Annotated in this window: 14 protein-coding genes; 13 read left to right on the forward strand and 1 reads right to left on the reverse strand. The window is 45.4% G+C overall.

The features are described 5' to 3' along the window. The first annotated feature begins 201 nt into the window (after positions 1–201). A complete protein-coding gene (locus tag Q9R46_RS00475) occupies positions 202–1491 on the forward strand; it encodes a galactokinase (protein ID WP_311278540.1) in 1290 nt (429 codons plus the stop codon). A gap of 199 nt (positions 1492–1690) precedes the next feature. Here the strand turns inward: Q9R46_RS00475 and Q9R46_RS00480 are convergent, their stop codons facing one another. Continuing rightward, positions 1691–2980, reverse strand: coding sequence for an MFS transporter (locus Q9R46_RS00480; RefSeq protein WP_311278541.1), 1290 nt, complete (start codon positions 2978–2980; stop codon positions 1691–1693). A 438-nt stretch (positions 2981–3418) separates the two neighbouring features. Between Q9R46_RS00480 and Q9R46_RS00485 the strand changes: the two genes are divergently transcribed. From Q9R46_RS00485 to Q9R46_RS00540, 12 genes are all read left to right on the forward strand, one after another. Further along, positions 3419–3865 (forward strand): tellurite resistance TerB family protein, encoded by a 447-nt coding sequence (locus Q9R46_RS00485; protein ID WP_090917587.1) that lies wholly within the window; start codon positions 3419–3421, stop codon positions 3863–3865. A gap of 39 nt (positions 3866–3904) precedes the next feature. Next, positions 3905–4498 (forward strand): TerD family protein, encoded by a 594-nt coding sequence (locus tag Q9R46_RS00490; protein WP_145333047.1) that lies wholly within the window; start codon positions 3905–3907, stop codon positions 4496–4498. 62 nt (positions 4499–4560) lie between these two features. After that, positions 4561–5136, forward strand: coding sequence for a TerD family protein (locus Q9R46_RS00495; RefSeq protein ID WP_090917591.1), 576 nt, complete (start codon positions 4561–4563; stop codon positions 5134–5136). Positions 5137–5256: 120 nt separating this feature from the next. Continuing rightward, complete coding sequence (locus Q9R46_RS00500; protein WP_145333048.1) at positions 5257–5838, forward strand: TerD family protein; 582 nt, start codon at positions 5257–5259, stop codon at positions 5836–5838. Positions 5839–5860: 22 nt separating this feature from the next. After that, a complete protein-coding gene (locus tag Q9R46_RS00505) occupies positions 5861–7111 on the forward strand; it encodes a TerD family protein (RefSeq protein ID WP_311278542.1) in 1251 nt (416 codons plus the stop codon). A 29-nt stretch (positions 7112–7140) separates the two neighbouring features. Beyond that, positions 7141–7875, forward strand: a complete 735-nt coding sequence (locus Q9R46_RS00510; protein ID WP_145333050.1) for a TerC family protein — start codon at positions 7141–7143, stop codon at positions 7873–7875. Positions 7876–8061: 186 nt separating this feature from the next. Continuing rightward, the gene (locus tag Q9R46_RS00515) at positions 8062–9216 is read left to right on the forward strand and encodes an HpcH/HpaI aldolase/citrate lyase family protein (RefSeq protein WP_311280910.1); all 1155 of its coding nucleotides are present in this window, start codon (positions 8062–8064) and stop codon (positions 9214–9216) included. Then, positions 9152–10552, forward strand: coding sequence for a phosphoribosyltransferase family protein (locus Q9R46_RS00520; protein WP_311278543.1), 1401 nt, complete (start codon positions 9152–9154; stop codon positions 10550–10552). Before Q9R46_RS00515 ends, Q9R46_RS00520 begins: the two co-directional genes overlap by 65 nt. A gap of 11 nt (positions 10553–10563) precedes the next feature. Then, positions 10564–11715, forward strand: coding sequence for a cysteine protease StiP family protein (locus Q9R46_RS00525; protein WP_311278544.1), 1152 nt, complete (start codon positions 10564–10566; stop codon positions 11713–11715). Further along, positions 11712–12539 (forward strand): HAD family hydrolase, encoded by an 828-nt coding sequence (locus tag Q9R46_RS00530; protein ID WP_311278545.1) that lies wholly within the window; start codon positions 11712–11714, stop codon positions 12537–12539. The genes Q9R46_RS00525 and Q9R46_RS00530 overlap by 4 nt, the downstream gene beginning before the upstream one ends. Next, positions 12536–13576, forward strand: a complete 1041-nt coding sequence (locus Q9R46_RS00535) for an ATP-grasp domain-containing protein (protein WP_311278546.1) — start codon at positions 12536–12538, stop codon at positions 13574–13576. The genes Q9R46_RS00530 and Q9R46_RS00535 overlap by 4 nt, the downstream gene beginning before the upstream one ends. Positions 13577–13730: 154 nt before the next feature. Next, positions 13731–14468 carry a hypothetical protein gene (locus Q9R46_RS00540; protein ID WP_311278547.1) on the forward strand — a complete coding sequence of 246 codons (738 nt, stop codon included), beginning with the start codon at positions 13731–13733 and terminating at the stop codon, positions 14466–14468. The last annotated feature ends 11 nt before the right edge of the window (positions 14469–14479 follow it).

A 14479-nucleotide genomic window follows, 5' to 3' on the forward strand; every position in this document is an offset into this window, starting at 1 on the left:
CCATAATCTCCCTCAAGTTAGGGATTACGCATTTTCCCAAATGGACACATGTTTCAAAAAACGCTTCCAAAATTTCAATTCTGCCCTACCTTTTCGGCTCAGAAGCTGAGATAATGGGGATGGCTAATCCGATGAAGGATTTTAGACGACATAAGGGATAGCGGTTACATGCCGCTTGCATATGAAATGGGAGGAATAGAGATGACCACACAGGTAACAGAACTCATTCAATCAAAACAGGGACAAGCTTTGCTTGCGCAAATGTACGGACCACAGCATGTAGAGGAGCAGGGTGCCCGTTACGAGAAGCTGGATGCTTCGTTCCGCGAGCATTTCGGTGAGCAGGAGCAAATGCATCTATTCAGTTCCCCGGGCCGCAGTGAGATCGGCGGTAACCATACAGATCATAACCATGGTAAAGTGCTCGCGGGAAGCATTACGCTGGACACGATTGCCGTGGCTGTGCCGACAGGCGACAACGTGATTACGTTCTACTCCGAGGGATACGACAAAAAGTATGTCATCAACCTTGCGGACTTGAAACCTAACGCAGAAGATGATGGTACTACCGGATTGATTCGTGGTATGGCAGCGGGCTTTGTAGAGCTTGGATTCAACATTGGTGGGTTCCAAGCGGATATCTCCAGTAACGTATTTGCGGCTTCGGGTGTCAGTTCTTCTGCATCCTTCGAAATGTTGATCTGTACGATCCTTAACCATTTCTATAACGATGGCAAGCTGGATGTCGTAACGCTGGCCAAAATCGGACAATATGCGGAAAATCACTACTGGAACAAACCGTCCGGCCTGCTGGATCAGATGGCTTGTGCATACGGCGGTCTGATCTCGATTGATTTTGCTAATCCGGCTGAACCTGTGATTGAGCCTGTGGAGTGGAATTTCCAAGAGAACGGATATTCCCTGGTCATCGTGAATACAGGTGGAAACCATGCCGATCTGACAGAAGATTATGCTTCTGTACCTAACGAGATGAGAGCTGTTGCGAAAGCACTTGGCGCTGAATACGTGCGTGAAATCTCAGAAGAAGATATTTACGCAAAATTGCCAGCGATTCGTGAAGCAGCAGGAGACCGTGCGGTATTACGTGCATTGCATTTCCTGGCTGAGAACAAACGTGTGGATGGACAGGTATCCGCATTGCGTGAAGGACGTTTTGCTGATTTCTTGTCACTGATCACTGCATCGGGTAACTCTTCATGGAAATGGTTGCAGAACGTGTATCAAGGCGGGGCTTCCCGTGAACAAGAGATTTCCGTGGCACTTGCCTTAACCGAGAACTACCTGAGCAACCTTGGCGATGGCGCATGTCGTGTGCATGGTGGTGGATTCGCAGGTGTTATTCTGGCGATTGTGCCAAACGAGAAGGCTGAAGAGTATATGAACTGGATGCACGGTATGCTGGATACACCAGTCATTGTCGTTAACGTGCGTCAGCACGGATCGATCTGTTTGAATGCAGAATTGAATTAATCCGGCTTGATTATAGCTATATAAAGACAGAATGAATTCAAAAGCGGACCCGGTTAGGATATTCCTTCCGAGTCCGCTTTTTTGTTTGAAAATGGAGTTTCACGAATAGCCTCATACTGAAACGGTAGTTAAGATGGTCACTGTTTTTGAAGGAAACGAATCAACGATAGGGTATGTTTATGCTGACGATTGCTGCTGTTTACTGCTCAGGTATATTGCGCATTTTGGAAGCAAACAGAAAGCAAGCCAGAATGTAAACCACGCTAAGTAACAGATAGGGCAATTGCAGCGAGAACAGACGGTCGAAAAAGGTTTCGCTCACGCGAACGAGCAATCCGCCCAGCAAGGTGCCGATGGCGCTGATACCAAACGACAGGAAACGGAACACACTGCCTACCCGTCCGAGCAGTTCATTTGGAACGGAGCGCTGCAGAATCGACGAACGGACTACGTTATAGACAACAATGAAGAAGGCTGCGCAGAAGTATAGACCACCGACCACGTACGCATTGGACGTCAGACCAACAGCTCCATAGAGCAGACCCATCGACAGGATGGAGAGCAGAATGAGCTGCTTGGAGCTCCAGCGTTTCCGCATATAAGCTACAGCCTGACTGCCCAGAATACTGCCGATGGTTGCAATGGAAATCAGAATGCCGAAGGCATATGCTTCCAGCTGTAATACTTCACGTACAAAGAAAATTTGAGTCACCAGAATCATCGAGAACATTAACGTAATAGTCACCGACAAGATGGCCAGACCGCGAAGAAAACGGTCTTGAAACACATACTGGATGCCGGACCACATCTCGCGTTTCCAATCTTTCATCGGGCGAGCTTTCTGCTCCGATTCATCCTGAGTCGTTTGCTTAGAAGTTTCCGTTGATGCTTCCTGAGCTGGGGATTCGTTTGATTTCGCGGGTCGGAAGCTGCCGCGCAGGCCACTAATGAGTAACAACGAGAGTATAGCCGTCACGGTGTCGATGGCAAAAGGATAAACGATATGCATCGTAATAATGAAGCCGCCCAGCGCTACGCCCAGAATATCACTGGTGATCAGTTGCCCGGCAGTAAATTGGCCGTTGGCTTTTTCCAGTTTTTTCTCCTCCACAACCTGAGGAATAATCGTCTGCACGGTGCTGTCAAAGACAACGCGGCTTAGACCAATCCCGAACATAAACAAGGCAAGCAGAGGGATGCTGATCCAGCCTCCCCAGATACAGATCGTTAGGAACAATAGAAATATCATCCGGGTAAAGCTGGCTCCAACCAGCATATGTTTGCGTGAATATCGGTCGATCAATACGCCAACCGGCAGGCTAAAAATCAGCCAAGGTAATCGCAGGGCAGTCATCGTAATGGATGCATATAACGTATCCGTTGTTAGGGTGGAGACAAGCCAAGGTACGGCGGCAAGAGTTAATCCATCGCCTAGAAAAGTAAGGGAAAAGGCACCGAACAGCTTGGAGTAGTTTGATTTTGATTTCATATATTCCTCCGTTCGTAGATATGCTTCTGGTATGTAGCGTGTAGATAGGATTCTCATGTAATAGATTAAATTAAAGGCTTTCTCTAGTACCAATTTATGTTATTTAGTAGAAATTCGCAAATTTTGGAGATTATATGATCCCTATTTTCCTCAAGAGGTGTTGTTCATAAGTGCATTTATTGTCGAATTATGATGTCGAATATTGTAATAAATTGTAGAACGAATGAAAAGAATACGATTTTTATTAGAAAAAAACATGAAGTGGTATAAAAGATTGGTTTTTGTTTTTTATTGTAGAAAATTGGCACGGAAAAGAGTATAGTTGAGGAAGAATTTAACTATTTATTCCTGACATTTAGGTTGTAAACAATATACTGGTATTTTACAGTGTGTTGAACCAAATAAATACATTTAATATGAATTTAACGGAGGTTACATATGAGTGCTTTCAAGAATTGGCTCAATTCAACCAAGCAAGGGTTAGAGGATCAAGTCAAGCGATTCAAGAACAAAGATTTCATGGATGCCGTAGTAGCTGGTTGTGCCCTGGTAGCATTCGCAGATGGGTCCGTCGATGCCTCGGAGAAGAACAAAATGGCGGGTTACATTAACCTGAGTCAGGAATTAAAAGTTTTTGATATGACAACGGTGATTGAAAGATTCAATCATTATGTGAATAATTTCGAATTTTCCCCTGAGATCGGGAAGCAGGAAGCATTGAAGGCGATTGCCAAGTTCAAGTCCAAACCTGAAGTAGGGCGTGTCATTGTAGGTGTATGCAGTGCCATTGGTGCTGCTGATGGTAACTTTGATGATCAAGAGCGCAGAGTAGTGGCGGAAATTTGTACTGTTCTGGGCCTGAATCCAGGTGAGTTTAGTCTCTAGAGTCTGTTTGATAGAGAAGTTGAAAGGAGGTGAATATTAGTGGCCGGTATTAGCTTGGTAAAGGGACAGAAAATTGATTTAACCAAAGGTAAAGCTGGATTAACCCATGTGATCGCCGGTTTGGGTTGGGACCCTGTAGCTTCAAAGGGGTTTTTCGGAAGAAAAAAACAAGCCAATATCGATTGTGATGCTTCAGCTTTGCTATTAGGTGAAAATGGAAAGTTAACCAAAGAAACAAATCTGGTTTGTTTTCATAATAAAACGAGTTTATGTAGATCTGTCGTTCATTCCGGAGATAATTTGACGGGCGAAGGTGAAGGGGACGATGAGCAAATCAAAATTAACCTCTCCGTCGTACCTGCTGATGTTCATAAAATTCTGATCGTCGTGAACATATATGATTGTGTTAATCGTAAACAGGATTTTGGAATGATTGAACGTGCTTATATTCGTATTCTGGATGGTAGCAATTCGCAAGAATTGGTTCGTTTTAACCTCTCCGATAGCTATGCGGGTATGACAGCCCTCATCTGTGGTGAACTGTACCGACATGGCGGCGAATGGAAATTCTCAGCTATTGGGGAAGGTGCTCATGCTGTACATATCGATGAGCTTGCTCGTCGTTATACGTAAAAATAGGATTACCTGAAATAAATGCAGCAACTAAAATTATAGTGAGCGGAGATGAATCTTGAATGGCTATTAATTTGTCTAAAGGTCAAAAGATTGATTTAACAAAAACGAACCCGGGACTGGCTAAAATCACTGTAGGTTTGGGCTGGGATACAAACAAATATGATGGCGGTAAAGATTTCGACCTCGATGTCTCCGTATTCTGTGCTAACGCTGACGGTAAAGTAAACGGGGAGAAAAACTTTATTTTCTTCAACAATCCTCAAAATGAGAACGGTTCTGTCGTGCACACAGGTGACAACCGCACTGGAGAAGGGGACGGCGATGATGAGCAAGTGAAAATCGACCTGCCTAACGTTCCGGCTGATGTTGAGAAAATTGCATTTACCATTACGATCTATGAAGCGCAGGAGCGCAGCCAGAACTTTGGACAAGTATCACGCGCTTACGTGCGTATTGTAAACGAAGCAAATTCCGAAGAATTGATCCGTTTTGACTTGGGCGAAGATTTCTCTATCGAGACAGGTGTTGTCGTTGGAGAGTTGTACCGTCATAGCGGTGAGTGGAAATTCAGCGCAATCGGTAGTGGTTACCAAGACGGTCTGGTTGGACTGACTCGGGATTATGGCTTGCAATAGAATTGTTAATCAACTTGTGAATGTATAGCAATACCGGAAAGCCGTCGATCTGACGGTTTTCCTTTTCATTACAATAAGATCTTTTAAAATCTTTTGCTGAAAAGAAGGGCGGACGAATAGATGACGATTAGCTTGGCTAAAGGACAGCGGATTGACCTTACGAAAACAAACCCTGGTCTGACTAAAGTTGTGGTGGGCCTGGGATGGGATACCAACAAATATAGTGGCGGAGTCGATTTCGACCTGGATGCTTCCGCTTTCCTGCTTCATGAGGATGGCAAAGCCAAAGGAACAGATGATTTTGTCTTTTATAACAATCCAACAGGCGGCGCAGGATCACTGACTCACACAGGAGATAACCGTACGGGTGAGGGAGACGGGGATGATGAGCAGATCATCGTGGATTTCAGCAAGGTTCCCGCAAACATCACGAGAATCGGTATTACAGTAACGATCTACGATTATGAAGCACGCGCACAAAATTTTGGTCAGGTATCCAACGCTTTTGTTCGGGTTGTAGATGCTTCTAGTGACCGTGAAGTTTTACGTTATGACCTGGGCGAAGACTTCTCTACCGAGACGGCTGTTGTTTTCTGTGAATTTTATCGTTCCGGCGCAGATTGGAAGTTCCAGGCGATCGGCAGTGGTTTTGCAGGCGGTCTCGCCGCGTTATGCCAGAATTATGGACTAGACGCGAAATAAGAGAAGGATAGGTGAATCTGTTATGGCTGTAACAGTCGTCAAAGGGCAAAAAACGGACCTCACTAAAACGAATCCCGGGCTGACCCGGCTGACGGTGGGCATTGGCTGGGATTCTTCTCCTGCGCTTGATCTAGACACATCAGCTTTTCTTCTTGGTGCTAGCGGAAAGGTATCGGGTGATAAAGACTTTATCTTCTATAACCAGCCAACAGGCGGTTTTATTACCTACAAGGATACACCGCAACAATCAGATAAAAAGCAGTTTGAACTCGATCTGAGCCTAATTCCTGCCCGTATTGAAAAGATTGCGTTCAGTCTGACGATCTATGAAGGAGAGTCCAAAAACCAGAGTTTTAGCCAGGTTCAGAACACCTATATTCGTTTTGGTCATACGAATGGCGGACCGGAAGCACTTCGTTATGATTTGAATAGCGGCTTTACTGTGGAAACGGCGATCGTTATTGGTGAATTATATCGACATAACGGAGAATGGAAATTTAACGCTGTAGGTGCTGGTTTTTCCGGTGGACTGAATGCATTATGCAGTAACTTTGGCGTGAGTGTGGAGAACGACACATCCTCTTCACAGCCTGTCCCTCCGGTGCCTCAGCCGCCTACACCTAAACCTCCTGCTCCACCAGTTCCACCCCCGACGCCTCAACCCAAGATCGAGTTGAACCTGAGCAAGATTGAGCTGAAGAAAAAGGGCGATACCATCAACCTGAAGAAAAATGCAGGTGGACTTGGTGAGATTCTAATTAATCTGAACTGGAATCAACAGACGAGCAAGGGATTGTTCGGGCGAAACAAAAGCGTGGATCTGGATCTGGGTTGCCTTTTCGAAATGAAGGATGGCAGCAAAGGGGTAATCCAGGCGTTAGGTGAATCGTTTGGTTCTTTGAATCGATATCCTTATATTGCTTTGGATGGCGATGACCGGACAGGTTCCGTGAAGACGGGAGAGAATCTGCGTATTAACGGTGCACGGATTTCCGAAATCAAACGACTCCTCGTATTCACCTACATTTATGAAGGGGTTACGAATTGGTCACAGGCGGATGGCGTCGTTACCATTAACCAGAAAGACGGCCCGGATATTATCGTGCGCATGAATGAATATGGAAGTTCCTTAGGGATGTGCGGAATCGCTATGTTCAGCAACGTGGATGATGAAACATTTAGTATTGAGAGGATTGTTCAGTTCTATAATGGACACCGCGCTCTGGATGAAGCCCATGGATGGGGCATGCGCTGGACTGCCGGCAGTAAATAACAATTTGAGTTAGCGGAGGCTCTCTGTTCATGTTTAGTGATTTCTTTAGAAGTATTAGTGAGAATTACGGTCATTTTTTCTCTTGGACCGAAATCGTAGCCACACTCTCCGACCCCGTAAGTTGGGGAATTATCGGCAGTTTGATCTTGCTGGAAGGGCTTTTGTCCGCAGATAACGCGCTGGTACTTGCCGTAATGGTTAAGCACTTGCCTAAGGAGCAACAGAAACGAGCATTGTTCTATGGTATTTTAGGTGCGTATATTTTCAGGTTTATTGCCATTGGGCTCGGAACATTCCTTGTCAAGATTACCTTGGTCAAGGTCCTCGGGGCGTTGTACCTTCTCTACATTGCTTACAAGGGACTATTCAAGCCTCAGGAAGAGGAGAATCAGGAAGGAAAGCAATACTCGTTCTGGAAAACCGTACTTATGGTCGAACTGATGGACATTGCCTTCAGTATCGATAGTGTTATTGCTGCATTTGGTATCAGTGAGCAGATTTGGGTGTTGTTCCTCGGAGGTATTATCGGGGTACTCATGATGCGTGGAGTTGCACAAGTGTTCCTCAAACTCATTGACAAATTTCCTGAATTGGAAAAAGCGGCATTTATTCTTATTGCGATCATTTCTGTAAAAATGATGTTGAGTGCTTTTGGCTTCCATATCCCTAACGTACTCTTCTTCTCATTACTGATTGTTGTCTTTGTTGGAGCTATGCTGATAAGTTCCGCAAGAAAGAAAAAAGAAAATCAAGGCCAGGCTTAGTTTTAAAAATCGCCACATCTACTACCAATCCCTCCGCACCTTGGAGGGATTGGTTTTTATACCCCGACAGCATTCATTTTATGATGCAGACTGACTTCAAGTCAGAAGTGCAAGGAGGAGAATAACCTGAAATATTTTAGTTTTTTGAATGCAGAGGAAGAAGAAGCTTTATTTTTTTCTTCGCCCATATCGTTTAGTCACCGGACCTCCAAAGAAATACTGGCATACGCTGTTGGGGCTGCTTTGTACATGCCGGCCACACGTCCGCATATCGCGGACGATATTTTACAACGTAAACATGAAGGACTTACAACCATCGTTATTGATCTGGAAGATGCGGTAGGCGACGAGCAAGTCGAATTTGCGGAACAATGTTTGTCTCAGCAACTTGGACATATCGCGGATTACATGGAGGCAGGGAAATTAAACACCAATGACATGCCTTTATTATTCATCCGGATGAGATCCCCTAAACAGTTGGAACACCTTATCGAAATGTTGGGAGAACGAATCTCGTTATTAACAGGTGTTGTACTGCCGAAGTTTAGCTGTGAGAATGGACGCGCTTATTTGCAGCTTGTTCACCAGTATAATCAGCAGAAAGATCGCTCACATCCACTCTTATATGCGATGCCCATTTTGGAGACGGCGGAGGTCATTTACCGTGAGACACGTTGGCAGACATTAATTGACCTGAAACAGATTGTGGATGAATATGCACCATACGTGCTGAATATCCGAATTGGAGCTACAGATTTCTCAAGCCTGTTCGGACTGAGAAGAAGCCCGGAGCTTACGATTTACGACATTGCAACGATACGTGATTGCATAGCTGATATTGTCAATTTATTCGGGCGTGCAGATCAGGGATATGTGATATCCGGGCCGGTCTGGGAGTATTTTAGCCAGCGTGAACGTGTATTCAAACCCCAATTAAGACAGACGCCATTCGAGGAATCCCTGGGCAAGACAGGTCGGAACCTCAGAATGAAATATATTACGAACTCCATGGACGGGCTTATGCGTGAAGTGATGATGGATAAGGAGAACGGCATCGTAGGTAAAACGATCATCCATCCGACACAGATCAAGCCTGTTCAGGCGATGTATGTGGTTACGCATGAGGAATTCATGGATGCACAGGGGATTATCGCTCGAAATGATGGGAGCCTGGGTGTTTTTAAAAGCACGTATACCAATAAAATGAACGAAATTAAACCGCATTTAAGCTGGGCTAAACGAATCTTGATCCGATCACAAATATATGGGGTGTTACATGAACAGCAGCATTTTGTCGGGCTCCTGCCCAAACACGAACAGACTTACGTTTCCTATTCTTGATCAGTTTGAAGTCTCTGTTGAAGCTACACATAATCCGCTTGCAATCCCATTGGAAAATCTGTTCTCTATGGCGGCACGCCTGAATAAAAAGAGATCTTTTCTCTTTGTCAGCAAGCTGCTGGGCAAGCATATTGCTGTTAATCCATATACTTCACTCCTAAGCGGAGCTGCTCTGGCCGTTCTATTGTATGAGGATGTAACGCACGGAGAAGACAAGCGTATTATAGAGTGGAAGCAACAAATGGTCCGTGGACTAATCGATCCGGAGCAGGCCCGTGAGGCTTATGAGTATCTAATGGGTGTGCAGATGAGTTTGCCTGAAGAGGTTCGCTTTGTTGGTTTTGCCGAGACGGCCACAGCTTTGGGACACAGCATGTACGAGCTATTTGCTAACCGTGCAACGTACATTCATTCTACGAGAGAATACCTTCCCGAGATTGAGCCGGATATCCAGTTCGAGGAGGAGCATTCCCATGCGATGTCTCATCGCTGTTATGCAATGGACTCTTCCGCCCTTGCCGAGGGTGGGCCGTTAGTCCTCGTGGATGATGAGATTACAACAGGCAACACCACGTTAAACATCATTCGGGATATTCAGCGTAATTATCCGCGTAAACATTATTATATTGCGTCATTACTGGATTGGCGTACGGATGCAGATGAGCAAAAATTTTCTTCATTAGAAGATGAGCTCGGAATAACCATCACCGCTCTCTCTTTGTTAAAAGGAAAAATTCAGGTCACGGGTGAGCCAACCATTGATATCTCTGGGGAAAAGAAAATCCCTGAATCCACATCTCTGATAAGTGTTATATCTGTAGCAGGGGAACTGGAGCCTTGGGCTATGGTGTCCGCAGATTCCGAAGGGAATCGCTGTTCACTGCCCTACCTGAAATATTCGGGACGATTCGGCATTCATTCCGGCCTCAATTCAATACTGAATGAAGGCATCTCAAGGATCGCATCCATCTTACGTGAAAAAAGAAAAGGACAACGAACCCTTGTCATGGGAACGGGGGAGTTTATGCATATCCCGATGCGGATTGCGGCTGAAATGGGCGACGGCGTTCTATATCAGTCTACGACTCGAAGTCCGATCTATACGGTGAATCGCCCGGGATATGCTGTTGTTTCAGGTGAAGGATATGCTTCTCCAGAAGATCCGGCTGTCCGAAATTATATTTACAATATATTGCCTGGGCAATATGATGAGATCTTTGTTTTGATGGAAAGACATATGCCGGAGGAACGCATGCGGCCTATGCTTGATGTGTTGTTACAACTCGGATGTAAGCAAATACATGTGGTGTACTGCGGTGCTCCACAGGAAGGCTGAGAAGACAAGCGATGAACTTACCTGCAATGGAAAGCATAATCAAGAAGCAGATTAAACCTCCTGAACCCATGGGGAGTTATGACCCGTCCGATGTTATATTTTTGTTGAAGGATCTAAGTAATATTTCATTAGAAAAAGAGACCGGAGAGCGTGAACATGCAATTCAGTCGGGCGTGCATTATTCAGAGATGTTGCCTGTGGAGTACCACCCTTCGGATGAATATATTGAGCTATTTCACGAGACATTAGCACAATCCGCTGAAAAAGTAGCCAGAGCTGCCGCAACGGTAGCGGAGATTATTGTACGCAAGCGGGGATTGAACACCGTTCTTGTCTCGCTGGCTCGTGCAGGAACGCCCATTGGCATTCTGGTGAAACGTTATATTTCCATGAAATATAATGTGGACTTGCCTCATTACAGCATTTCGATTATCCGTGGCAAAGGAATAGATGAGAATGCCATTCTATATATTTGGCAACAGCATGGGGTAGATATGCCAATCCAATTCATCGACGGATGGACAGGCAAAGGTGCCATCCGCAAGGTGCTGGTCGATGCCTGCGACAGCCTGGATCAACGTTATGGCATTCGGTTGAATGATAATCTGGCCGTACTCGCTGACCCCGGTCATTGCTCAGATACCTATGGCACCCGAGAAGATTATTTGATTCCAAGTGCCTGTCTCAACTCGACCGTATCGGGCTTGATGAGTCGGACTGTGCTACGGGATGATCTTATTGGACCGAATGACTTCCATGGAGCCAAATGGTACAAGGAGTGGACTTCTTCTGATCTGTCGACGATGTATGTAGACAAGATTTCAGAATATTTTACCAAAGTTGAAACGGAGGCCTCGCTTCAAGCAAAGGATGCACTAGCCGATCCTCCGGAAGTCACATGGCAGGGAATGAAGGATATTCAATCCATTCAACAGGCGTTTGATATCCAGGATGTAAATCTGATCAAACCAGGAATTGGAGAGACGACGCGGGTACTGCTGCGCCGTGTGCCTTGGAAAATACTGATTGACCGTCCGAACAATCCGAACCTGAAGCATATCATGTTACTTGCTCAAGATCGTGGAGTTCCCGTTGAGGTATTCCCTGGGCTAAGTTATTCATGTTGTGGCATTATTCGATCTGTAAAGGGGGGCGGCGAATGATCTACGCAAGTGATTTGGATCAGACACTGGTCTATTCTCGCCGTTCTATGGGCGTTGCCGAGGATGCGCCCGGGTTGGTTCCTGCAGAATGGATCCGTGGTGAGTTGTCTGCCTTTATGTCAGCCGAGACGTTGAATCAACTGATGACACTCCCCAAGGATATCCTGTTTATTCCTGTAACGACACGGACAGTGGCGCAGTATCAGCGGATACAGATCTTTCAGCAAGAGGTTATTCCGTCCTATGCGATAACTAGCAATGGTGGCAACATTCTGATGAATGGCAAGGTTGATCCCTCTTGGAACGAATATGTTCGTTCCAAGCTTCAAGAGCATGCAGCAACGGCTGCTGAGGTGCGCCAGATATTTGACGGTGTACTGAACAAGGAATGGGTTGTAGGAGAGCGACTATGTGATGAGTTGTTTTTTGCTTTTGTCATCCATCGTGATCGCATGCCGGTAGAAGAGGTTACAGAAAAGATCAAGCTTGTGGAATCCCTCGGCTGGGAGGCTTCCGTTCAAGGACGCAAGTTATATCTGGTTCCTTCGGCGGTGAATAAACGAGCTGCGGTAGAACATATTCGCCATCAGATCGGCGATGTACCCGTTGTTGCATCCGGTGATTCTTTACTGGATCGTTGTCTGCTCGATTATGCAGATTATGCGATTGCTCCACGCCATGGAGAGTTATACCGCGAGAAACAGCGGAATCCTGATGCAGTTCACTACCAGTTCACCGAACAATCCGGTATTTTTGCCGCTGACGAGATATTAAACTATGTTCGCTCTATACACCACGCTGCGATAGGAGATGTTGTCTCATGACCAAGACTCGTATATATTTTAATCGCTGGTTTTCGGTGGCATATCACTATATGAATATGATTCGAAACAACGAAGACGGGATGCAGTTCGAAATCTATGGCACACATTCTGATCCGAATAACATGGCGCTTCAGGCATGTGATCATGCAGAGCTGGAGCCGAAGGTGACGGGAAAAGAGTATATCGATTTCTGTGTTGATTTTTGCCGCAGACATCGGATTGATCTATTTATCCCACGTCTCCACATGCTGGATATCAGCCGGAATATACACCTCTTTGAGGAGGTTGGAACCAAGGTCTTGGTTTGCAGAGATACAGAATTAATGGAACAGTTAATGGAGAAGGATCACTTCTACGAATCTGTTCGTGAACTTGGAATCATGAGCATTCCAGATTACTTTACGGTCAGCAATGCCTCTCAATTCAAACATGCTTATGAAGCACTCACTAGCGCAGGACATGAAGTATGCTTCAAGCCTTGTAACGGTGAGGGCGGTATGGGCTTCAGGGTGATTGATAATAGTCGTAATCCGCTGGAAGAACTGTCTGGACATACGCAGAATCGTATATCATTTGAAGACGCATTTCGAGCGTTTTCCTCTGTAGAATCTTTTCCGAATCTTATGGTTATGGAGAGACTTCAGGGATATGAGTACAGTATCGATTGTCTGGCTGACAGCGAAGGGAATCTGCTGGTAGCTGTGCCTCGCCGCAAAGCAGGCGGGCGTTTAAGAAAACTTGAGGAAAATGCAGACCTGTTGAACATCGCGAGTGAGGTGGCTAGCGCATATCGCATTCCATATAACTTTAATATTCAGATGAAGTATCAGAATGAAACGCCCAAACTGCTAGAGATTAATCCAAGGATGTCCGGAGGGCTACATGTGTCTTGTCTTTCAGGAATCAATTTCCCTTATCTGGCTGTAAAGCTAGCTTTAGGTTATGAGGTGGGGCCACTACACCCACAGTATGATATATTGGGTAGTCATGTGGAGCAGCCACTCATTATGGATGAGCAGAAGGTTAGGAACCATTAAAGAACCGTTGCCAAAGATTGACACCTTCTGACTGATTTTTTTACAATACGATTATATAGATGATCTTGAGAGGTACACCGCAGCGAAGTGATCAAGTGTAATCTTCATTTGTTCATTGTATACGATAGTGTTGTTACAGGCAGGAGGAAAGCAGATGTTACGCAAAACAAAAATCGGATTAGGTGCACTGATCGGGTATGGACTCGCCGCTGTAAGCAGCTTTTTTGTCCCTGAATTTGTAACCTGGGCCATCCCGGCTGTGGCGACAATGGTCGGTGCCTTGATTCCATCCAGGCCGCATGAGCCCGTAGTGAAGACATTGGATTCAAATCGATACCCTGAACCTTCGGCGTTGAATAATGCATCCAGTGAGCAGGGGACAGTTGAACGTGTTGAGCGTTCGTCTAATCAGCGAATTCATCCAACAACCGGACAAGCAGAGACGACCAGCGCTTCCGAAGTCAGTTCAAAGCATAAACACACGGATATGGACCCTGTTTTTGGGCCGGTCATTGAGTATCTTGAGGTGCTCGAGGATATGGTGATCTCCGAAGGGCAAAAGAATGAACTGGACAATGAAATTGTAGAGAAGTCGTTAGCTTTGTTTGCCAGATTACAACGAGTCATTCCGGCACTGAAAGAGTTAAACAATGGTGATATTAACCATACGATGCGCAGATTGATTTTGAAAGATCTCAATGGATTTATTAATCCCTTCCTGCGTTTGAGTGGAGAAGCGAAGCGTAATAATCGCCGGATGTTGTTAAATGGTTTGAAGGATGTAGATTCCAAAGTTTCAGAGATTGTATCTACCATTGAACATAAGGATTTAATGGAGCTTCAGAATAAAGCGGAGCTTATTCATCAGAGGTATAGTAGCTCCGAATTATAGGAGGGATGGTC

It is taken from the genome of Paenibacillus sp. RRE4, assembly GCF_031844205.1.
GTDB lineage: Bacteria > Bacillota > Bacilli > Paenibacillales > Paenibacillaceae > Paenibacillus > Paenibacillus xylanexedens_B.